18 protein-coding genes and 4 tRNA genes are annotated in these 21,471 nt (G+C 43.5%); 20 read left to right on the top strand and 2 right to left on the bottom strand.

Annotated features, from left to right (window positions below):
* Window positions 1-4 precede the first annotated feature (4 nt).
* Together gppA and rhlB are read right to left on the bottom strand one after the other, a co-directional pair.
* Window positions 5-1,501 carry a guanosine-5'-triphosphate,3'-diphosphate diphosphatase gene (gene gppA, locus ACUN2T_RS24310; protein ID WP_445497975.1) on the bottom strand — a complete coding sequence of 499 codons (1,497 nt, stop codon included), beginning with the start codon at window positions 1,499-1,501 and terminating at the stop codon, window positions 5-7.
* An 8-nt stretch (window positions 1,502-1,509) separates the two neighbouring features.
* Entirely contained in the window at window positions 1,510-2,796 is a 1,287-nt protein-coding gene (rhlB, locus tag ACUN2T_RS24305; protein WP_445495462.1) for an ATP-dependent RNA helicase RhlB, read from the bottom strand.
* 118 nt (window positions 2,797-2,914) lie between these two features.
* On the opposite strand from rhlB, the gene trxA reads away from it, so the two are divergent.
* From trxA to ACUN2T_RS24205, 20 genes are all read left to right on the top strand, one after another.
* On the top strand, window positions 2,915-3,241 hold the full coding sequence (trxA, locus tag ACUN2T_RS24300; protein ID WP_445495461.1) for a thioredoxin TrxA: 327 nt from the start codon (window positions 2,915-2,917) through the stop codon (window positions 3,239-3,241).
* Window positions 3,242-3,713: 472 nt separating this feature from the next.
* A complete protein-coding gene (rho, locus tag ACUN2T_RS24295; protein ID WP_023043607.1) occupies window positions 3,714-4,973 on the top strand; it encodes a transcription termination factor Rho in 1,260 nt (419 codons plus the stop codon).
* A 285-nt stretch (window positions 4,974-5,258) separates the two neighbouring features.
* A complete protein-coding gene (wecA, locus tag ACUN2T_RS24290) occupies window positions 5,259-6,329 on the top strand; it encodes a UDP-N-acetylglucosamine--undecaprenyl-phosphate N-acetylglucosaminephosphotransferase (protein ID WP_445497974.1) in 1,071 nt (356 codons plus the stop codon).
* Between the two features lie 27 nt (window positions 6,330-6,356).
* Window positions 6,357-7,412 (top strand): ECA polysaccharide chain length modulation protein, encoded by a 1,056-nt coding sequence (gene wzzE, locus ACUN2T_RS24285; RefSeq protein ID WP_445495460.1) that lies wholly within the window; start codon window positions 6,357-6,359, stop codon window positions 7,410-7,412.
* A gap of 127 nt (window positions 7,413-7,539) precedes the next feature.
* Window positions 7,540-8,661, top strand: coding sequence for a non-hydrolyzing UDP-N-acetylglucosamine 2-epimerase (gene wecB / locus ACUN2T_RS24280; protein ID WP_445495459.1), 1,122 nt, complete (start codon window positions 7,540-7,542; stop codon window positions 8,659-8,661).
* A gap of 4 nt (window positions 8,662-8,665) precedes the next feature.
* Window positions 8,666-9,928, top strand: a complete 1,263-nt coding sequence (gene wecC / locus ACUN2T_RS24275) for a UDP-N-acetyl-D-mannosamine dehydrogenase (protein WP_445495458.1) — start codon at window positions 8,666-8,668, stop codon at window positions 9,926-9,928.
* Window positions 9,925-10,995, top strand: a complete 1,071-nt coding sequence (rffG, locus tag ACUN2T_RS24270; RefSeq protein ID WP_445495457.1) for a dTDP-glucose 4,6-dehydratase — start codon at window positions 9,925-9,927, stop codon at window positions 10,993-10,995. The genes wecC and rffG overlap by 4 nt, the downstream gene beginning before the upstream one ends.
* A gap of 17 nt (window positions 10,996-11,012) precedes the next feature.
* The gene (gene rfbA, locus ACUN2T_RS24265) at window positions 11,013-11,894 is read left to right on the top strand and encodes a glucose-1-phosphate thymidylyltransferase RfbA (protein ID WP_445495456.1); all 882 of its coding nucleotides are present in this window, start codon (window positions 11,013-11,015) and stop codon (window positions 11,892-11,894) included.
* Window positions 11,872-12,612 carry a dTDP-4-amino-4,6-dideoxy-D-galactose acyltransferase gene (gene rffC, locus ACUN2T_RS24260; RefSeq protein ID WP_445495455.1) on the top strand — a complete coding sequence of 247 codons (741 nt, stop codon included), beginning with the start codon at window positions 11,872-11,874 and terminating at the stop codon, window positions 12,610-12,612. The genes rfbA and rffC overlap by 23 nt, the downstream gene beginning before the upstream one ends.
* The gene (gene rffA / locus ACUN2T_RS24255) at window positions 12,599-13,729 is read left to right on the top strand and encodes a dTDP-4-amino-4,6-dideoxygalactose transaminase (protein WP_445495454.1); all 1,131 of its coding nucleotides are present in this window, start codon (window positions 12,599-12,601) and stop codon (window positions 13,727-13,729) included. The genes rffC and rffA overlap by 14 nt, the downstream gene beginning before the upstream one ends.
* Before the next feature lies 1 nt (window position 13,730).
* On the top strand, window positions 13,731-14,981 hold the full coding sequence (gene wzxE / locus ACUN2T_RS24250; protein WP_445495453.1) for a lipid III flippase WzxE: 1,251 nt from the start codon (window positions 13,731-13,733) through the stop codon (window positions 14,979-14,981).
* Window positions 14,978-16,063 carry a TDP-N-acetylfucosamine:lipid II N-acetylfucosaminyltransferase gene (locus ACUN2T_RS24245; RefSeq protein WP_445495451.1) on the top strand — a complete coding sequence of 362 codons (1,086 nt, stop codon included), beginning with the start codon at window positions 14,978-14,980 and terminating at the stop codon, window positions 16,061-16,063. Before wzxE ends, ACUN2T_RS24245 begins: the two co-directional genes overlap by 4 nt.
* Window positions 16,060-17,439, top strand: a complete 1,380-nt coding sequence (wzyE, locus tag ACUN2T_RS24240) for an ECA oligosaccharide polymerase (RefSeq protein ID WP_445495449.1) — start codon at window positions 16,060-16,062, stop codon at window positions 17,437-17,439. The genes ACUN2T_RS24245 and wzyE overlap by 4 nt, the downstream gene beginning before the upstream one ends.
* Window positions 17,430-18,167 (top strand): lipopolysaccharide N-acetylmannosaminouronosyltransferase, encoded by a 738-nt coding sequence (wecG, locus tag ACUN2T_RS24235; protein WP_445495447.1) that lies wholly within the window; start codon window positions 17,430-17,432, stop codon window positions 18,165-18,167. Before wzyE ends, wecG begins: the two co-directional genes overlap by 10 nt.
* Window positions 18,168-18,409: 242 nt before the next feature.
* Window positions 18,410-19,786 carry a bifunctional threonine/serine APC transporter ThrP gene (thrP, locus tag ACUN2T_RS24230; protein ID WP_445495445.1) on the top strand — a complete coding sequence of 459 codons (1,377 nt, stop codon included), beginning with the start codon at window positions 18,410-18,412 and terminating at the stop codon, window positions 19,784-19,786.
* Between the two features lie 156 nt (window positions 19,787-19,942).
* A tRNA-Arg gene (locus tag ACUN2T_RS24225) sits at window positions 19,943-20,019 on the top strand.
* A gap of 75 nt (window positions 20,020-20,094) precedes the next feature.
* Window positions 20,095-20,170: transfer RNA gene (locus ACUN2T_RS24220), tRNA-His, on the top strand.
* A gap of 15 nt (window positions 20,171-20,185) precedes the next feature.
* A tRNA-Leu gene (locus tag ACUN2T_RS24215) sits at window positions 20,186-20,272 on the top strand.
* Between the two features lie 18 nt (window positions 20,273-20,290).
* Window positions 20,291-20,367: transfer RNA gene (locus tag ACUN2T_RS24210), tRNA-Pro, on the top strand.
* 755 nt (window positions 20,368-21,122) lie between these two features.
* Window positions 21,123-21,425: a TM2 domain-containing protein gene (locus ACUN2T_RS24205; protein WP_445495444.1), complete on the top strand. Its 303-nt coding sequence runs from the start codon at window positions 21,123-21,125 to the stop codon at window positions 21,423-21,425.
* Window positions 21,426-21,471 lie beyond the last annotated feature (46 nt).

The following is a 21,471-nucleotide window of genomic DNA, read 5'->3' as shown; positions in this document are numbered from 1 at the left end:
GGTTTTAATTAATCTGTTCTTCCAAAACAAGTGGCCATTGAACATGACTTTGCCACTGAATTTCCTGCTGTAAAGATTCTGCCCGCAGAGGGTGTTGCATTAGCCAGCCATGAGGCAGTATTACCATCAGCGCTTCTCCACTCACTTTTAAACCCAGAGCAGGAAGTGTGTTATCTCGGCGATGGCTGGTGAATATGATAGCTAACCGCAACAGGCGGCATAAACGTTGAATTTGTATCAGAGGCAAAGCGTTTTGTTGACTGAAGGAAATCAAATCAATCGTGCCACTTTGGTTCTTCAGCAGTGTGGCTAATAGTTTTTTCTGTGCAGGAGTATAGCCAGGGAGATCGAGGTAATTGATAAGGTAGGCTGCGTGTGATGGGGCTTGATGGAAATCAACACTCAGCCCAATTTCATGTATCAGGCAAGCACTCTGTAATAAGTCATGACATCGGCTATCCAGCTCCCAAGGCTTAGCAATTTGTTGTAAGAAGTGTTCAGCTAATTGTTTGACTCGTTGAGACTGTTCTGCATCCAACTGAAAGCGACGTTGGATATTACGTAGGGTTCTGGTGCGAATATCTTGTTCTATCGGTAAATCCAGCATGCCGTAGACAAGACCTTCCCGTAAAGCGCCGCCCGCAAGGATCATGCTTTTAATATTTAATGCCTGAAAAATAGCTATCAAGATGGCAAGACCACTTGGGAAAACCAGAGCCCGCTCCAGCGTCAATCCCTCTATTTCCAGCTCTTCCAGCTTACCGCATTCAATTGCTTTATGTTTGAGTTCCTGGAGTTTTGGCAACGTGATCAGCTCATCCATACCCTGAGCAATCATGATTTCTTGCAGAGCCTGAACGGTGCCGGAAGCTCCGACACAAATTTGCCAGCCTTGTTCGATAAGCCTTGGCGCAATAGCTTTCAGCGTTTCATGTGCGGCTGTTTCGGCTTTGGCAAAATTTTCTTCCGTTAGGCTCCGGTCATGAAAGTAGCATTCAAGCCAGGTAACACAGCCCATACTCAGGCTGGATAACTGGGTGGTTTTTGCCCCATTTCCAGTGACCAGTTCGGTACTTGCCCCGCCAATATCTACAACTAAACGTTTTTCAGGGCCACCGGTTGTGTGGGCAATACCTTGATAAATAAGCCGAGCTTCATCTTCGCCGCTGATTACTGTAACCGGGCAACCCAGGATTTTTGATGCTTTTTTCACAAATTCACCTGAATTTTCGGCGATACGCAAAGCTGCTGTAGCAACAACGCGGATTTGTGATGGTGGTATATCCTGTAAGCGTTCAGAAAAAATCCTGAGACATTGCCAACCTCGCTCCATTGCCTGTGGAGATAGGTGGTTATTTTTATCCAGTCCTGTGGCCAGTCTTACTTTACGTTTGATTCGTGCCAGTATCTGAATACTGCCGGATATTTCACGCACAACCAGCATATGGAAACTGTTTGAACCCAAGTCGATAGCCGCATAGAGCGAAGAAGAACTCAGCATCATTTAATTCAGCCTGAACGTTTATGGTTATTACGTGGTGTATTATTGCGATGCGATAAATTATTACGGCGTTGGTGGTTCCCTGAACGCGAACGGTGGCGGCGTTTAGGAACCGGTAAATCTTTCAGCAATGCATGACTGTTATATTTGCTGACAGGAATGTTGTGCTGAATATAATCTTCAATCGCAGGCAGGTTCAGAGCATATTCTTCACAGGCCAGGCTGATTGAGTGACCACTTTCACCTGCACGACCAGTACGGCCAATGCGGTGAACATAATCTTCGCAGTCATCGGGTAAGTCATAGTTAAAAACATGGGTTACGGAAGGAATATGCAATCCGCGGGCTGCTACATCAGTTGCAACTAAAATATCAATGTTGCCGTTGCTGAATTCTTCCAGAATGCGTAATCGTTTTTTCTGTGCCACATCACCGGTTAGCAGACCAACCCGATGCCCGTCAGCAGCCAGATGCGCCCAGATATCTTCACAACGATGTTTTGTATTGGCGAAAATAATGCAGCGATCAGGCCACTCTTCTTCCAATAACGTTTGAAGCAGACGCATCTTCTCTTCATTAGAGGGATAAAACAACTCTTCGCGGATGCGGTGCCCTGTTTTCTGTAACGGTTCCACCTCTACATATTCTGCATGATTCATTTGCTCAAATGCCAGTTCCCGGACCCGGTAAGAGAGGGTGGCAGAAAACAGCAGGTTCATGCGCTCATTTGCAGGAGGCATCCGACGGAATAGCCAGCGAATATCTTTGATAAAACCCAGATCGTACATACGATCAGCTTCATCAAGAACGATAACCTGAATTGCATTCAGGTTGATATGCTCTTGTTTGGCATAGTCAATCAAACGTCCGGTTGTGCCGATAAGAATATCAACACCGGATTCCAGCACTTTCAGCTGCTTGTCGTAACCGTCACCGCCATAGGCAAGGCCCATCCTTAATCCGGTTGCCTGTGCCAGATCTTCTGCATCAGAGTAAATCTGTACAGCCAGTTCGCGGGTAGGAGCCATAATCAGCGCTCTTGGCTGATTGGTCTGACGCTCCTTCGCTGCGGGATGAGTCAGTAAATAATGAAAAGCAGACGCCAAAAATGCTAACGTCTTCCCAGTACCGGTTTGCGCTTGCCCCGCGACATCACGACCTTCGACAGTGAAAGGTAATGTCAGTGCCTGTATCGGCGTACAATTAGAAAAACCCTTGTTATCAAGAGCTTCTATGACCTTGGGGTGCAAGGCGAAGTCGGAAAACTTCTTTTCTGTCAGGTGTGTTTTACTCATAGTGTGGTAGAATATCAGTTAACCATTGTTTTACGAAAGTGTATCCACTGAAATAAAGGCAAGCTTATGCCAGTAATGTTACACTAGCATGGTAAAAAATTATTCTTTGGAGTAAAAAATGAGCGATAAAATTATTCATTTGAGTGATGCTAGCTTTGATATTGATGTGCTTAAAGCTGCTGGCCCGGTTCTTGTCGATTTTTGGGCTGCCTGGTGTGGACCATGTAAAATGATTGCACCTATCTTAGATGAAATTGCCCTAGAATATTCAGGTAAACTGACGATTGCTAAACTGAACATTGATGACAATCCGGCAACTGCTCCTAAGTTTGGTATCCGTGGTATTCCTACGCTGTTACTGTTTAAAGACGGTCAAGTTGCTGCTACCAAAGTGGGAGCACTGTCAAAAACTCAATTGAAAGAATTTTTGGATGCCAACCTCTGATTGAAGTAAGATCACATTAATACCGGACGTTTAGCGTATACTATTATTTATTTCATTGACCGCTAGACGTCCGTAAAGAAGCGTGATAAGTTAGCGCCACTGCTTGTATCACATACATCTGTTTGATGTATGTTGCATACTGAACAATCTGTAGTGTCTGATAAGTCTGTTATCTCTGGATAGTCTAAAATATCCAATGGGTTATACGGGAATAATCTGGCGTATAGCTCGTTACGTTGAGATAGTTTTTTTAGAAATCAGTAATGTTTCAGCATTATCTCAACAGCGTTTTTGACAGCCTGTCAGTCTTATTTGAGCTCAATCTTAGTACTTCAAATTACTACCTTTTTATATGAATAATGTATTAAAGGTTTTATTTGTTTTTTGTACAAAATAAACAGGCACCGATGACGCTGCCATACTATTCACGTTCATAGTTCGAGATATACCCCGAGTTTAAGAACCCACCATTATGAATCTTACCGAATTAAAGAATACGCCGGTATCTGAACTGATTACACTCGGCGAAAAGATGGGGCTGGAAAGTCTGGCCCGTATGCGTAAACAAGATATTATCTTCTCTATCCTTAAGCAGCATGCGAAAAGTGGAGAAGATATCTTCGGTGACGGTGTGCTGGAGATATTGCAGGATGGATTTGGATTTCTCCGTTCAGCAGACAGCTCCTACCTTGCCGGTCCCGATGATATCTACGTTTCTCCCAGCCAAATCCGCCGTTTTAACCTCCGTACCGGTGACACCATTTCAGGTAAAATCCGCCCACCTAAAGAAGGTGAACGCTATTTTGCACTGTTGAAAGTTAACGAAGTTAACTTTGATAAACCAGAAAATGCCCGTAGCAAAATCCTTTTTGAAAACTTAACTCCTTTGCATGCCAATAATCGCCTGCGTATGGAGCGTGGTAATGGTTCCACTGAGGATCTGACTGCCCGTGTTCTGGATCTGGCTGCACCGATTGGACGTGGACAGCGTGGTCTTATCGTCGCTCCACCAAAAGCGGGTAAAACCATGTTGCTGCAAAATATTGCTGCTAACATTGCTCACAATCATCCAGATTGTGTATTGATGGTACTTCTGATTGATGAACGTCCAGAAGAAGTAACCGAAATGCAACGTCTGGTGAAAGGTGAAGTTATTGCTTCTACTTTTGATGAACCTGCTTCTCGTCACGTTCAGGTGGCAGAAATGGTCATTGAGAAAGCAAAACGCCTAGTTGAACATAAAAAAGACGTTATTATCCTGCTTGATTCTATTACCCGCTTGGCTCGTGCTTATAACACGGTTGTCCCTGCATCCGGCAAGGTACTGACCGGTGGTGTAGATGCTAATGCGTTACATCGCCCAAAACGTTTCTTTGGTGCTGCACGTAATGTGGAAGAGGGTGGAAGTCTGACCATTATTGCGACTGCGTTGGTGGATACGGGCTCCAAGATGGATGAAGTGATTTACGAAGAGTTCAAAGGCACTGGTAACATGGAGTTGCTCCTCTCCCGTAAAATTGCTGAAAAACGTGTTTTCCCGGCTATCGATTACAACCGTTCTGGTACACGTAAAGAAAATCTACTCACCACGACTGAAGAGCTACAGAAAATGTGGATTCTGCGCAAAATTATTCACCCGATGGGAGAAATTGATGCGATGGAATTCCTTATCAATAAGTTGGCTATGAGCAAAACAAACGACGATTTCTTTGACATGATGAAACGTTCGTAGTTTCTAACTCACTTTACGATGATTTTAATAAGCGCCACGATTTCGTGGCGTTTTTTGCATCCACGATTATGATGTTATGTAAATATGGTATGTATTTTGCACACATTTCATATACTGCCGTCTATTTAAAATGAAATGTCACAAAAATGATATAAAGGTCATTAACTTTTCCATAATAAAACAGTGTCTTCGCAAGCTGGTGTGCCTGTGGAATTGGGTTTTGGATAATAAATAACCAGGGTGTCTTTATTTTTACAGAGAGTTGTTATCGTGAATATTTTCAGTATGGATATCGAAGTTTTTTGCGTTTTTCTATTTTCGTTTGCGTTTTTGTTTATAGCGCGCAAAGTAGCTAAGAAAATCGGTCTCGTTGATAAACCCAATTATCGTAAGTGTCATCAGGGATTGGTGCCTCTGGTTGGAGGAATATCAGTATTTACCGGGGTTTGTTTTGCTTTTGTTATCACTAAAGAATTTATTCCTCACAAGTGGTTATATTTGGTTTGTGCCGGTGTGCTGGTATTTATCGGTGCGTTGGATGACCGTTTTGACATCAGCGTTAAGATCCGGGCAACTATCCAGGCTCTGGTTGGTATTGCGATGATGTATTTTGCTGGCCTGAAATTAAATAGTCTTGGTTATGCTTTTGGTCCTTGGGACATGACACTTGGGCCGTTCAGTTATGTTGTGACTTTATTTGCTGTCTGGGCGGCCATCAATGCATTCAATATGGTTGATGGAATAGATGGATTATTGGGTGGGTTATCCTGCGTCTCTTTCGGAGCCTTGGGGATTTTACTATATCAAAGTGGTAACACTGCACTGGCATTATGGTGTTTTGCATTTATTGCTGCCATTCTCCCTTATATTATTTTTAATCTTGGTTTATTGAGCCAGCGTTTCAAAGTGTTTATGGGGGACGCAGGCAGTACATTGATTGGTTTTACAATTATCTGGTTGCTTATTGAATCTACTCAGGGGAATGAGCACCCTGTTAATCCAGTGACTGCATTATGGATTATTGCCATTCCATTAATGGATATGATTGCCATTATGTACCGTCGGTTACGTAAAGGGATGAGCCCATTTTCTCCTGACAGACAACATATTCATCATCTGATTATGCGGGCTGGATTCTCATCACGTCAGGCATTTATTTTGATTACTGTTGCCGCAGCTTTATTCGCTGCTATTGGAATTACTGGGGAATGGTTGGAGTTTGTGCCCGAATGGGTAATGTTGGCACTTTTTTTGCTTGCATTTATGTTGTATGGCTATTGCATCAAGCACGCATGGCGGGTGGCTCGTTTCATCAAACGGCAAAAACGTCGTATGCGCCGTTCAGTTAACCATTAAACATCTATCTAACAGAGGTTTTGTGCAGTGATAAAATCAGAAACGAAATCCATTCAGGATGAACAAGCTCTGGAACATGAGCTGGATATCAGAGCCTTGTGCAGTGCTCTCTGGCGCGGAAAGATATGGATTGTCGTACTGACAGTTATTTTCGCTGCTATAGCTCTTGGTGTGACATATCTGATGCAACAAAAATGGAGTGCAATGGCTACTACTGACTTGCCTACCACTAGTCATTTGGGGAGCTATTACTCTCAGCAGCAGTTTTTGCGCAATTTGGATACTCACATTAACATTTCACCGGAAACTCAGTTATCGTCTATTCCGGAAGAAGCTTATAAGGAATTTGTTACTCAGGTCGCGGCATATGATACTCGCCGTGAATTCTGGTTAAAATCTGATTATTACAAGCAGCATCGGGAAGGTGATGTCAGAGTTGATGCGGCCTTATTAGATGAGCTAATCAACAATATTCAGTTCATTCCTCATGATGATAAAAAAGTGTTGAATGACAGTATTAAACTGACAGCAGAGTCTTCTGCACAAGCAAATCAACTCTTGCGTCAGTACATTGCTTTTGCTAACAGTCGCGCCAGCACTCATTTGAATGATGAAGTAAAAGATGCGTGGGCTACCCGCACCCAATCTATGAAGGCATTGGTTATGCGCCAAGAAATGGTCGCTAAAACGGTTTATAACCGAGAAATGAACGTGTTGCAGCAATCGCTGAAAGTTGCGGAAAAACAGGGGATTCGACGTAATCAAACTGATACTCCGATGGATCAATTACCTGATTCAAAAATGTTTATGTTAGGTGCGCCGTTGTTACAGGCTCAACTTGAAACTTTGGAAGCGACAGGCCCCAACTATGATATGGATTATGACCAGAATATTGCAATGTTAGCGACGTTAAATGTTGGCCCGACATTACAGGATCAATTCCAGACTTACCGCTATTTGAGAACCCCAGAGGAACCTGTTGCCAGAGACAGTCCTCGCAGAGTGTTTTTGATGATCATGTGGGGCGCAGTGGGTGCCTTGGTTGGTGCTGGCGTGGCATTGATACGACGTTCACGTAAATAATCAAATAATTATATGAATAACTGTTTCTCAGAGATATTTTTTGCAACTCCAGGAGCAGGACTAAATAGCACTAAAGAGCATTTTTTGCAGGAAAGTCTGCAAGTTACTGACCAATAAGAGAGTCACTGTGAAAGTGTTGACTGTGTTTGGTACCCGGCCGGAAGCTATCAAGATGGCTCCGTTGGTACACGCATTGGCAAGGGATGAAGCCTTCGAAGCAAAAGTATGTGTCACCGCCCAACATCGGGAAATGTTGGATCAGGTGTTACATCTTTTTGAGATCACTCCCGATTTTGATCTCAATATTATGAAATCAGGGCAGGATTTAACGGATATTACATGTCGTATTCTGGAAGGGTTGAAGCCCGTTTTGACAGAATTTAAGCCTGATGTTGTATTAGTTCATGGTGATACCACAACAACGATGGCGACCAGTTTGGCTGCGTTCTATCAGCGTATCCCTGTTGGTCATATTGAAGCTGGACTAAGAACCGGTGATCTCTATTCCCCTTGGCCGGAAGAGGCAAACCGTAAAATTGCCGGGCATTTGGCAATGTATCATTTTGCTCCGACGGAAAACTCCCGCAAGAATTTACAGAAAGAATCAATTGCAGATAGTCGAGTTTTTGTCACGGGTAATACGGTGATCGATGCGTTGTTGTGGGTACGTGATCGAATAATGAATGATGAAGCTATGCGGAATAAGTTGGCGAAACATTACCCGTTTATTGATACTAATAAAAAAATGATCTTGGTAACGGGTCATCGTCGTGAAAGTTTTGGTGGCGGATTTGTGCGAATTTGTGAAGCATTGGCACAGATAGCCCGCACCCATCCAGAAGTACAGATAGTCTATCCGGTTCATCTAAACCCGAATGTCAGTGAGCCGGTAAAGCGTATTTTGCATGATATTGATAACATCATTCTCATCGAACCACAGGACTATTTACCATTCGTCTATTTGATGAACCATGCCTATATGATCCTGACGGATTCTGGTGGTATTCAGGAAGAAGCACCTTCTTTAGGAAAACCTGTGTTGGTGATGCGTAATACTACTGAACGGCCAGAAGCGGTGGATGCGGGTACGGTACGTCTGGTAGGGACAGAAACAAGAACTATTGTGGAGGAGGTGACTCGATTGTTGACAGACGATGCTGCCTATCAGCAAATGAGCCGCGCTCATAATCCTTACGGGAATGGCGATGCCTGTCAACGTATTCTCGACGCTTTGAAAAAAATCAGGTGACACTATGAGTTTTGAAACTATATCAGTTATCGGTCTTGGTTATATTGGTTTGCCAACTGCGGCAGCGTTTGCATCCCATAATAAGAAAGTGATCGGGGTAGATGTTAACCAGCATGCGGTAGAAACTATTAACCGTGGTGCAATTCATATTGTAGAACCGGATCTGGACAAAGTGGTGAAAATCGCTGTGGAAAGTGGTTACCTGAAAGCAGTGGTTTCTCCGTTACCTGCAGATGCTTTTCTGATAGCTGTTCCAACTCCTTTTAAAGGTGATCATGAGCCGAATATGACATATGTCTGTTCTGCTGCTGAATCCGTGGCGCGGGTTCTGAAAAAAGGCGATCTGGTTATTCTGGAATCTACCTCGCCAGTGGGTGCGACAGAGCAGATGGCAGAATGGTTAGCGACAGCGCGCCCTGATCTGACGTTCCCACAACAGGTGGGAGATGAATCTGATATTGATATCGCTTACTGTCCTGAACGTGTATTACCAGGACAAGTTATGGTCGAGTTGATTAAAAATGACCGCGTTATTGGCGGTATGACGCCAAAATCTTCGGCCAGAGCCAGTGAACTGTATAAAATCTTCCTTGAAGGTGAATGTGTTATCACGAACTCAAGAACAGCAGAAATGTGTAAGCTGACAGAAAACAGTTTCCGGGATGTGAACATTGCATTCGCCAACGAACTTTCCCTGATTTGTGCTGAACAAGGCATCAATGTGTGGGAACTTATCAGTCTGGCAAACCGTCATCCCCGTGTAAATATTCTTCAACCCGGCCCTGGAGTGGGGGGGCATTGTATTGCTGTTGACCCGTGGTTCATTGTTTCCCAGAACCTGGAACAATCACGTCTTATCCATACAGCACGTCTGGTTAATGATAGCAAGCCATTGTGGGTTGTGGATCAAGTCAAAGCGGCTGTTGCGGATTGTCTGGCTGAAAGTGGAAAGCGTGCAAGCGAAGTGAAAATCGCCTGCTTTGGCTTGGCATTTAAACCAAATATTGATGACTTACGTGAGAGTCCAGCGGTACATATCACTCGTATGATTGCTCAATGGCATGCAGGTGAGACATTGGCTGTAGAGCCTAATGTCCATGAATTACCTACTTCCTTGGAAGGAATGACTCGATTGATTAACCTGGAAAAGGCGTTGGAAGAAGCTGATATCTTGTTGATGCTGGTGGATCATAATCAGTTTAAAGCTGTAAGTGGTTGTGAAATTAAACAGAAATGGATTGTGGATACAAAAGGAGTCTGGCGTTGAGACGTATTCTAATCACAGGTGGAGCAGGTTTTATTGGTTCCGCTGTTGTGCGGCATATCATTGATAATACAGAAGACAGCGTGGTTGTAGTTGATAGCCTGACTTATGCTGGTAATCTGGAATCTCTTGACTCTGTTGCGGATAGCACACGTTATGCGTTTGAACAGATTGATATTTGTCAGCGTGAAGCACTGGATCGGGTTTTTGAACAGTATCAGCCGGATTGTGTGATGCATCTAGCAGCAGAAAGCCATGTAGATCGCTCTATTGATGGCCCTGCGGCATTTGTCGAAACCAACATTGTGGGTACCTATACTTTATTGGAAGCTGTCCGGGCTTTTTGGCAGAAACTGAGTAAAGAGAAACAAGCTGCCTTTCGTTTTCATCATATTTCAACGGATGAAGTGTATGGTGATTTGCATGGTGAGGATGGTTTCTTTACTGAAACGACACCTTATGCGCCAAGCAGTCCATATTCAGCGTCCAAGGCATCCAGTGACCATTTGGTAAGAGCATGGCACCGTACTTATGGTTTGCCGGCAATTATTACCAATTGTTCAAATAACTATGGTCCTTACCACTTCCCGGAAAAATTGATCCCATTAATGATTTTGAATGCATTAGCAGGCAAATCTTTGCCGGTATACGGCGAAGGGAAGCAAATCCGTGATTGGTTGTACGTGGAAGATCACGCCAGAGCGCTTTATTTGGTTGTAACAGAAGCTGAACCGGGTAAAACCTATAATATTGGTGGTCATAATGAACGCAAAAATATAGATGTGGTTCGTGCCATTTGTGAACTTTTGGAAGAGTTTTGCCCTGAGAAGCCAGCAGGTACTGCTTATTATCGTGACTTGATTACTCATGTCGTAGATCGTCCTGGTCATGATATGCGTTATGCCATTGACGCTGCGAAAATTGAGCATGAGCTGGGTTGGAAACCACAGGAAACCTTCGAATCCGGGATTCGCAAAACAGTTCAATGGTATCTGGAAAATGAAAATTGGTGGCGTAGGGTTCAGGATGGATCTTATGTTGGTGAACGTCTTGGGCTAGGTGAAAACTAAGCTACTCTGGAGGTAACATGAAAGGCATTATTTTGGCAGGGGGGTCAGGTACCCGGTTGCATCCGATAACACGAGGTGTTTCCAAACAACTACTGCCAATCTATGATAAGCCGATGATTTACTATCCTTTGTCAGTACTGATGCTGGCAGGGATACGTGATGTTCTGATTATCTCCACGCCAGAAGATTTGCCTGCTTTCTGCCGACTGTTTGGCAATGGTGATGAATTTGGTATTCGCTTGAGTTATAAAGCACAGCCATCACCAGATGGTTTAGCTCAGGCTTTTTTGATTGGTGAAGAGTTTATTAACGGGGAACCCAGTTGTCTGGTATTGGGAGATAATATCTACTTTGGGCAAGCGTTTAGTCCAAAACTGAAGAAAGTTGTTTCCCGTGGAAAAGGGGCGACTATTTTTGGTTATCAGGTGATGGATCCTGAGCGATTTGGTGTGGTGGAATTTGACGACGAGTTCCATGTTCTTTCCATTGAGGAGAAACCAGAAAAACCAAAATCAAACTGGGCGGTAACTGGTCTCTATTTCTATGATAATCAGGTCGTGGATTTTGCCAGACAGGTAAAACCTTCTGCACGGGGTGAGTTGGAAATTACCAGCATTAATCAGATGTATTTGGAACGTGGTGAATTGAATGTTGAACTGTTAGGGCGTGGTTTTGCCTGGCTGGATACGGGTACTCATGACAGCTTGATTGAGGCTAGCACTTTTGTGCAGACTGTTGAGAAACGTCAGGGTTTTAAAATCGCTTGTCTTGAAGAAATTGCTTGGCGTAATGGTTGGTTGGATGATGAGCAGTTAAGAAAGACAGCAAAATCCTTATCAAAAACTGGCTACGGTCAATATCTGCTGGATCTACTTCATGTCCGTTCGCGCCAGTATTGAACCATTAGAGTGGGATAGCCACTACTTCGGGCTGCCCACTGCTCGTCTTGATTTCACACCTGATGCCAGGTTGTTAACTTTACCTCAGTTAGAACAGTATGCTTTGGTGCAGGCCAAAGTGCCCGCACAACGATTAGATCTTATTGATGGGTTATCCGCGTTGGGTTTTTCGTTGGTGGAGGGGGAAGTCGATCTTTCCTTAAGGATTGGCATAGAAAATGCTTATATTACGTGTAGTAACAACTTTTCTGAGAATGTGCTGATCCCGGCGGAACAGCGAGATATCCCGATGCTGCAAGAGGTAGCTGCCAAAATATTTTCTTTAAGCCGTTTCCGTGCCCCGTGGTACCAGCCGCAGGATAGTGGTCGTTTCTATGCTACTTGGGTTGAGAAAGCGGTATTAGGGACATTTGATCATCAATGTTTACTGGTAAACGGAGATAACGGGCAACCCGCAGGGTTTGTTACTTTGCGGGATTTAGGGAATGGTGAGGCTCGTATGGGGTTGCTGGCAGTATTTCCAGGAAATACCGGTCGTGGAATGGGTTCAAAATTAATGTCGGTGGCGCAACAGTGGTGTCAACACCATCAAGTACAGCAATTAAGAATTGCGACACAAACCAGCAACATCGCTGCTTTGCGCCTTTATACACGCAGTGGTGCATTTATTGAAAACACTGCTTATTGGTTATACAGGGGACGAAATGATTCCATTTAACAGACCACCCGTAGTCGGCACTGAATTAGATTACATGAAGCAGGCAATGGAGAGCGGTAAGCTTTGTGGGGACGGTGGTTTTACCAAACGTTGTGAAGAGTGGATGGAACAACATTTCGGCTGCCCGAAAGTTTTGCTGACGCCATCCTGTACAGCTGCTCTGGAAATGGCGGCTATTTTGCTGAATATCCAGCCCGGTGATGAAGTTATCATGCCGAGTTTCACTTTCGTTTCCAGTTCTAATGCGTTTGTACTGCGTGGGGCAACCGTTGTTTTCGTGGATATCCGTTCAGATACCATGAATATTGATGAAACCAAAATCGAAGCTGCGATTACAGATAAAACACGAGTGATTGTTCCGGTTCATTACGCTGGCGTGGCTTGTGAAATGGATACCATCATGGTTCTGGCAGAGAAATATAATCTGTTTGTCGTGGAAGATGCAGCCCAAGGGGTAATGTCTACTTATAAGGGGCGTGCATTGGGAACTATCGGGCACATTGGTTGCTACAGTTTCCATGAAACCAAAAACTACTCTTCTGGTGGTGAAGGCGGTGCAGCACTTATCAATGATGAATCCCTGATCTCCCGTGCTGAAATTGTCCGTGAAAAAGGAACTAATCGTAGCCAGTTTTTCCGTGGTCAAGTTGATAAATATACTTGGCGCGATATTGGTTCCAGTTATCTGATGTCAGATCTTCAAGCTGCTTATTTGTGGGCACAACTTGAGGAAGCTAAGAAAATTAATGAACGTCGTCTTGCCTTGTGGGATACCTATTATCAGGCATTAAAATCGTTGGCTGATACTGGTTACCTGACATTACCTGTAGTACCGGAAGGATTGGAGCATAATGCCCATATGTTCTATATCAAGCTGAAAGATGTTGAAGAACGTTCTGCATTCAATCGCTATATGAAAGACGCGGGTGTACTGACGGTATTTCATTATGTTTCTCTGCATACCAGCCCGGGCGGTGAAAAATTTGGCCGTTTCCACGGAGAAGATCGTTTCACTACCAGTGAAAGTGACCGCTTGGTACGTTTGCCAATGTTCTACAACATAACGGAAGCTGAACAGCAGGTTGTTATCGAACATATCAGAGAATACTTCGCCTGATATGTCATTAGCTAAAACATCAATATGGACTGCGGGCTCTACACTGATAAAAATCGGTGTGGGGCTTTTAATCGTTAAATTACTGGCTGTTGCTTTCGGCCCCAGCGGGGTTGGGCAGGCGGGTAACTTCCGTCAGCTTATTACTGTTCTTGGGGTGTTGGCAGGCGCCGGTATTTTTAATGGTGTGACTAAATATATCGCTGAGTATCAACAGCAGCCGGAAAGGTTGCGTGCGGTATTGGGCACTTCTTCTGCCATTATTCTCGGGTTTTCCACTCTGTTGGCCGTCATTTTTCTGTTATTTAGCGGGCCGATCAGTATTGGGTTATTTGGTCATAGGAATTATGAGCCGGTTGTGCAGGCGATCGCATTTATTCAAATGGGAATTGCCTGTGCCAACTATTTTCTGGCTATTTTGAAAGGATACCGGGATGCTCAAGGGAATGCGCTGGCGATTATTCTTGGTAGTTTGATAGGCGTAATTGCCTATTATCTCTGTTTCACCCTTGGTGGGTATGAAGGTGCTTTGGCTGGTCTGGCCTTAGTGCCGGCACTGATAATATTTCCAGCGGGATTGATGCTTTTGCGTCGTAAAGAGATTTCATTCTCATATCTTAAGCCCATGTGGGATAAGGTACTGTCTAAGGAGCTCGGTAAATTTACCCTTATGGCTCTGCTGACTTCCATTACCTTACCGGTTGCTTACATTATGATGCGAAACCTACTGGCAGCGCATTATAGCTGGGATGATGTGGGTATTTGGCAAGGTGTAAGCAGTATTTCCGATGCTTACTTGCAATTTATCACAGCTTCTTTCAGTGTTTATTTGTTGCCAACCCTTTCACGATTGCAGGGTAAGGGTGAAATATCAAATGAGATAGTTAAGGCACTGAAATTTGTTTTGCCAGCAGTGGCATTTGCAAGTTTTACTGTATGGTTGTTGCGCGATTTTGCTATCTGGTTGCTATTTTCTGACAAATTTACTGCTATGCGTGATTTGTTTGCTTGGCAATTGATTGGTGATGTATTGAAAGTGGGCGCTTATGTTTTTGGTTATCTGGTAATTGCCAAAGCGGCGTTGCGTTTTTATGTGCTGACTGAAGTCAGCCAGTTTTTGTTGCTCACTGGTTTTGCCCACTGGCTGATTCCTACCAATGGAGCGTTAGGTGCAGCGCAGGCTTATATGGCAACTTATATTGTTTATTTCACCCTTTGTTGTGGTGCATTTCTTATTTATCGCAGGCGAGCATGACAACCCTAATTCACGTTCTGGGATCTGATATTCCCCATCATAATCGAACGGTATTGCGCTTTTTTAATGACGTTTTAGCGCAAGAAATTGGTTTTTCAGCCAAACCAAAGTTTATGGTAGCGGCTAGGGATCGAGCTTCATTGGGTGATTGCCCGGCATTGGATATGACATTTTTCGACAGTAAAAAATCTCTGTCTCAAGCTGTTATTGCTAAAGCGCAGTCAGACAGGGATTGCCGATTTTTTTTTCATGGGCAATTTAATGCGGGTTTGTGGTTAGCGTTGTTATCAGGAAAAATCAAACGTAATCAATTCTGGTGGCATGCTTGGGGTGCCGATCTTTATGAAGACTCTTGTCAGTTAAAATTCCGTTTGTTTTATTTCCTGCGTCGTCTGGCGCATCGTCGGGTAGGGCATGTATTTGCGGTTCGTGGAGATCTCTATTTTTATTCTCAACATCATCCGAAAGTACCCGCGTCATTGCTCTATTTCCCAACCAGAATGGACCCAACCTTTACGATGGCAGAAAAAGCCCCTTCTGATGATGACAAGATGACAATTTTGTTAGGGAACTCGGGTGATCGATCAAACCGTCATATCGCTGCACTGAAAGCTATTCATAAACAGTTTGGTGATAAGGTACAAATAGTCATTCCAATGGGTTATCCGGAAAATAATCAGGCTTATATTGAGCAGGTTGAGCAGTCTGCTTTATCACTGTTCCGGCCGGAAAATTTAAGAATTCTTAAGCAAAATATGGCGTTTGATGATTATTTGGCATTGTTGCGTCGTTGTGATTTAGGGTATTTCATTTTTAACCGCCAGCAGGGGATTGGGACAATTTGTCTGTTGATACAATTTGGTGTGCCGCTGGTGCTTAGTCGTCAGAATCTTTTTTGGCAGGATTTAACAGAACAGCAGGTTCCGGTATTTTTCTTCGGTGATTCCGTAGATAACCAACTAATTACAGAAGCACAACGGCAGATGCTTTCTTTAGATAGAAATACAATAGCTTTCTTCAGCCCAAATTTTGTTGATGGCTGGCGGCAAGCGCTGGTAAAAGCGGCAGGAGATCAGCAATGACTTTAACGCAATTTGGCGGATTATTTGTTGTTTATCTGATATCACTGGTTTTTATCCTGACGTTGACTTATCAGGAATTCCGGCGTGTACGCTTTAATTTTAATGTGTTCTTCTCATTGCTTTATCTGCTGACATTTTATTTTGGTTTCCCGCTGACATGCTTGCTGGTTTTTCAATTCGATGTTGAGGTGGTGCCTGTAGACTCCTTATTACATGCTCTGCTGGCTTCAACTTGTTTTTATGGAATTTATTACGTCAGTTATAAAACCCGGTTAAGAAAGCCGTCTATACAGCTTAAAACACCCGTATTCACCATGAACCGGGTAGAAACTCACTTCACATGGTTATTGTTGGTATTGGTTGCGGTTGTGACCGTTGGGCTGTTCTTTATGCAAAACGGTTTTCTATTGTTTAAATTACAGTCGTACAGTCAGATTTTTTCCAGTCAGGTTTCCGGTGTTGCTCTGAAGCGGTTCTTTTACTTCTTTATTCCTGCCATGTTAGTGGTTTATTTCCTGAAACCGACACAATTACGCTGGTTGTTTTTTCTGATGAGCACGGTTGCTTTTGGGATTCTGACTTATGTCATTGTTGGGGGAACAAGGGCTAATATTATTATTGCGTTTGCGTTATTCCTGTTTATCGGCATTGTTCGTGGCTGGATAACCTTGTGGATGCTGATGACTGCGGGAGTGATGGGAATTGTTGGCATGTTTTGGTTGGCGCTCAAACGTTACAGCCTGGATGTCAATGGTGCAGAAGCGTTTTATACCTTCCTCTACCTCACTAGGGACACTTTCTCGCCGTGGGAAAATCTTGCGTTACTGCTGAATAACTATGACAAAATCGATTTTCAGGGGCTGGCACCGATTATCCGTGATTTCTATGTTTTTATTCCAAGTTGGCTATGGCCTGGGCGCCCTGATGCGGTGTTGAATTCAGCGAATTACTTCACCTGGGAGGTGCTGGATAACCACTCTGGTCTGGCAATCTCCCCGACTTTGATAGGTTCTCTGGTGGTTATGGGCGGGGTGTTGTTTGTTCCGGTTGGTGCGATTATTGTTGGGTTGATAATTAAGTGGTTTGACTGGATTTATGAGTTAGGGAAACAGGAGGCTAATCGTTATAAGGCCGCTATTTTGCAGGCATTCTGCTTTGGCGCGATCTTCAACATGATAGTACTGGCTCGTGAAGGATTGGATTCATTTGTTTCCCGTGTGGTATTTTTCTGTATTATTTTTGGCTTATGTCTGGTGGTTGCTAAATTGGTGTATTGGCTACTTGAGAGTGCAGGGCTTATTCGAAAATACCTGACCAGCAACCTAGTTGTATCGCAAGAACGTCCGTTGCAATGTGAGGAAAGAAAATGGAGCTAAACAATATTCCTAAGTATAGCATTCGCGGTCTGAATATTTGGGGCTTCCGCGATATGGCACACTTTCTTGACCATCTTTTTCAGCGTGGGCGGGTAAAGACGGGTACTTTGGTGGCGATTAATGCGGAAAAAGTTCTGACAGCAGAGCAAGATAATGAATTGAGCACATTGTTGGGCGAAGCAGAATATCTGTATGCTGATGGTATCAGCATTGTACGTGCTATCCGCCGTAAATACCCTGATGCTGAAGTTTCCCGCGTAGCGGGTGCTGATCTGTGGGAAGCTATCATGGAGCGTGCTGGCAAAGAAGGCACCCCCGTTTTTCTGATTGGGGGTAAACCAGAAATATTGGAACAGACGGAAAACAAACTGCGGACTCAGTGGAACGTTAATATCGTTGGCAGTCAGAAGGGTTATTTTACGTCAGAAGAGCGTAATGTTGTTTTTGAACGAATTCATGCTAGCGGAGCAGCAATTGTGACAGTTGCAATGGGGTCGCCTAAGCAAGAAATTTTCATGCGTGATTGCCGTAAAATTCATTGCGATGCTCTTTATATGGGGGTTGGTGGTACTTATGACGTATTCACTGGTCACGTAAAACGTGCGCCAAAAGTATGGCAGAACCTCGGGCTTGAGTGGTTTTATCGTTTGTTATCACAACCAAGCCGCATCCGTCGTCAGTTTAAGTTGCTGAAATTTCTGGAATATTACTACCGCAATCGTCTGTAAATATGTTGCCTGCCTGTCGTATAACAATTTGCGGCAGGCTGTCAAAAAATTCATTTCACAGCGTCTATATAACCGTTTGATCCTGCCGGGCTTTTGTCATCTGTACTAATTATTAGGTAATTTTTTATTCCACTGAGCGGAAAAACGTGTTTTGATCCCTGCCATTTTTATGGCTGGTCAAAACCAGTCTTGTATATTTTGATTATTGCACATTCAAACACATAATAATGGACAGGGAATTTATGGCAGATCAACAACAGGGCCTGCAACGAGGTTTAGAAGCCCGTCATATTGAGCTAATCGCATTAGGCGGAACTATTGGTGTCGGTCTGTTTATGGGCTCAGCCAGCACGTTGAAATGGGCTGGCCCTTCTGTTTTGCTGGCTTACATTATTGCCGGAATTTTTGTTTTCTTCATCATGAGGTCCATGGGCGAAATGCTGTTTCTTGAGCCTGTCACCGGCTCTTTTGCTTCTTTTGGACATAAATATCTCAGCCCATATTGGGGATGCCTGACCGCTTGGGGTTATTGGTTTATGTGGGTGGCCGTAGGGATATCAGAAATAACAGCTATCGGAGTGTATGCCGAGTTCTGGTTTCCTGAGTTTCCTCAATGGGTATCCGCATTGATTGCGGTGGCATTAGTCGCTTTAGCGAACCTCGCGGCAGTACGTCTTTATGGTGAACTGGAATTTTGGTTTGCCATGATTAAAGTGACCACAATTATCGTCATGATCCTGATTGGCCTGGGATTGATATTTTTTGGTATTGGTAATCAATGGCAGCCTATTGGATTGGATAATCTGACTGTTCATGGCGGCTTCTTTGCTGGTGGTTGGCAAGGATTTCTGTTTGCACTTTGTATTGTTGTTGCATCTTATCAGGGTGTGGAACTGGTAGGCATCACTGCGGGTGAAGCTAAGAACCCACAGGTTACGTTGAAAAAAGCGATTAACAATATTCTCTGGCGTATCCTGATTTTCTACGTGGGTGCGATCTTTATTGTCGTTACCTTGTTTCCGTGGATAGAAGTTGGTTCACAGGGCAGCCCGTTTGTGATGACCTTTACCAAAGTGGGTATCACTTCAGCGGCAGCTGTGATTAACTTTGTTGTCTTGACCGCTGCACTTTCTGGTTGTAACAGTGGTATGTACAGCGGTGGACGGATGCTCTATGCGCTGGCACAAAACCATCAGTTACCTTCTTCGCTGACAAAACTGTCAAAGAATGGTGTGCCGGTAATGGGTATTGCCATTACAATTCTGTGCTTGCTGATAGGTTCCAGTTTGAATTACCTGATCCCAAATCCACAGGCTGTTTTTGTTTATGTTTACAGTGCTAGTGTACTGCCGGGAATGGTTCCGTGGTTTGTTATTCTGGTGAGCCAGTTGCGTTTTCGTCAGTACCACCAAGAGGCTCTGAAGCAACATAGTTTTAAATCTATCCTGTTCCCCTATGTGAATTATCTGACACTGGTATTTTTATGCTGTGTATTGGTAGGTATGGCAATTAACCCGGATACTCGTTTCTCATTGCTGGTAGGTGGAGGTTTTCTGCTGATAGTGTCACTGATTTATTGGATAGTAAGGTTTTTTAGCAGTAAAGAACTAAAACCCTGATAGACTAATTTGTGATTACTGCGGTAGTGGGTAGGGAAATAAGAGCTGGCTTTATCAACGAAGTGAGCAAGGTGTAACCAAACTCATTATTTCTTAAAAAAAGCACTGGACAGTATATCATTAAATCCGTAGTATCCCCATCCGCAACGGCGTTAAGCGCCCGTAGCTCAGCTGGATAGAGCGCTGCCCTCCGGAGGCAGAGGTCTCAGGTTCGAATCCTGTCGGGCGCACCATTAGTTTGCGTGCAAGAGCTGCGGTGTATTTCCGCTATTTATAAGTTGTAATATAGTAGTAAAATAGTTGTTATGGTGGCTATAGCTCAGTTGGTAGAGCCCTGGATTGTGATTCCAGTTGTCGTGGGTTCGAGTCCCATTAGCCACCCCATCTTTTTTATGACACGCGAGGGTGGCGGAATTGGTAGACGCGCTAGCTTCAGGTGTTAGTGTCCTTACGGACGTGGGGGTTCAAGTCCCCCCCTTCGCACCATAAAAAAGAAAAAAATTTCGGCGAGTAGCGCAGCTTGGTAGCGCAACTGGTTTGGGACCAGTGGGTCGGAGGTTCGAATCCTCTCTCGCCGACCAAATTCTGAAGAACCCTGCATTGCAGGGTTTTTTGCTTTCTCCCTTCCTATTTTTGTTTCCCCTTCTACCCATTACTCGCAGTGTGTACTTTATTCGATTTAAGTTCAATGAATTGTTTTTCCGACATTAGCGACTTGTTTTATATAATAATTTTTTATCTTGTTGTATTTTGACGACGATTGATATATCAGTTGTCTCAAATAAGAGACTTATAACATATTGAATTAAAATGAAAAATAATAAATGTGTTATACGTTGTCTCAAATAAGAGACAGTCAATGAAGTGGATTTTGTGATGATTTGCTTTCTCGTTGTAATAAATAGAGAAATAACCGATGAGGCGAAGCGATTTATCATCCGGATAAAAGTTGGCATGTTAAATGCATTACTACAAACGTAGATGCTCATCCTATTTCTTATGACAGCATATGCTTCATAAACCCAGGGATGATGCAGAGCCGATTATCGGTGCCTATTGTCCATGTCACAGATGAGTAAGATATCGTTATTTTTTCATCGCCGATCGGACTTAACGTTGAGTGAGGCACTATCCGTCTGTAGACCTGATTGTATTTGTACACCTATCTTTATTTCTAGGGTAGGTGTTTTTTTTCCTATCGTTTGGGAATCTCTGATAGATTTATTTACTGTTTAGACATTAATATAAGTAAAATGGGAAATACGACGATTGGTTTCTACTATGAAACTGACTTAGTTACAGTTATTTCTTCCTAACTTATTTAAAGGAAATATAGATGTCAAAAATGATCGGATGCCTTGGTTGTGGTCAAATGTTGCATGAATCTGCGCAATCATGCCCGCATTGTGGTGCGGTGATAAAGGCATATTCTTCTGGCAGTAAAAGCAGAATTGCTGCTGCGTTACTGGCATTTTTTCTTGGTTGTTTTGGCGCTCATAAATTTTATCTGGGTAAAATCGGCATGGGGATTTTATATCTGTTATTTTTCTGGACATTGATCCCTTCGTTTATCTCATTTATTGAATTTATTATTTATCTTTGCACTTCTGATGAAGATTTTGCCAGAAAATATGGCTAGAAAAATGCCCTCATGGAGGGCATTTTTAATCAATGGCATGAATAAC

This window comes from Photorhabdus machadonis (assembly GCF_052657765.1).
Note: the sequence above shows the minus strand (reverse complement) of the source record. Positions and strands in the feature narration are given on the sequence as shown.

Excerpts from the sequence above, each read along its gene's own strand:
- gppA (WP_445497975.1), bottom strand. The coding sequence starts at position 1,501 with ATGCTGAGTTCTTCTTCGCTCTATGCGGCTATCGACTTGGGTTCAAAC.
- rhlB (WP_445495462.1), bottom strand. The coding sequence starts at position 2,796 with ATGAGTAAAACACACCTGACAGAAAAGAAGTTTTCCGACTTCGCCTTG.
- trxA (WP_445495461.1), top strand. The coding sequence starts at position 2,915 with ATGAGCGATAAAATTATTCATTTGAGTGATGCTAGCTTTGATATTGAT.
- rho (WP_023043607.1), top strand. The coding sequence starts at position 3,714 with ATGAATCTTACCGAATTAAAGAATACGCCGGTATCTGAACTGATTACA.
- wecA (WP_445497974.1), top strand. The coding sequence starts at position 5,259 with ATGGATATCGAAGTTTTTTGCGTTTTTCTATTTTCGTTTGCGTTTTTG.
- wecC (WP_445495458.1), top strand. The coding sequence starts at position 8,666 with ATGAGTTTTGAAACTATATCAGTTATCGGTCTTGGTTATATTGGTTTG.
- rfbA (WP_445495456.1), top strand. The coding sequence starts at position 11,013 with ATGAAAGGCATTATTTTGGCAGGGGGGTCAGGTACCCGGTTGCATCCG.
- rffC (WP_445495455.1), top strand. The coding sequence starts at position 11,872 with ATGTCCGTTCGCGCCAGTATTGAACCATTAGAGTGGGATAGCCACTAC.
- rffA (WP_445495454.1), top strand. The coding sequence starts at position 12,599 with ATGATTCCATTTAACAGACCACCCGTAGTCGGCACTGAATTAGATTAC.
- wzxE (WP_445495453.1), top strand. The coding sequence starts at position 13,731 with ATGTCATTAGCTAAAACATCAATATGGACTGCGGGCTCTACACTGATA.
- ACUN2T_RS24245 (WP_445495451.1), top strand. The coding sequence starts at position 14,978 with ATGACAACCCTAATTCACGTTCTGGGATCTGATATTCCCCATCATAAT.
- wzyE (WP_445495449.1), top strand. The coding sequence starts at position 16,060 with ATGACTTTAACGCAATTTGGCGGATTATTTGTTGTTTATCTGATATCA.
- wecG (WP_445495447.1), top strand. The coding sequence starts at position 17,430 with ATGGAGCTAAACAATATTCCTAAGTATAGCATTCGCGGTCTGAATATT.
- thrP (WP_445495445.1), top strand. The coding sequence starts at position 18,410 with ATGGCAGATCAACAACAGGGCCTGCAACGAGGTTTAGAAGCCCGTCAT.
- ACUN2T_RS24205 (WP_445495444.1), top strand. The coding sequence starts at position 21,123 with ATGTCAAAAATGATCGGATGCCTTGGTTGTGGTCAAATGTTGCATGAA.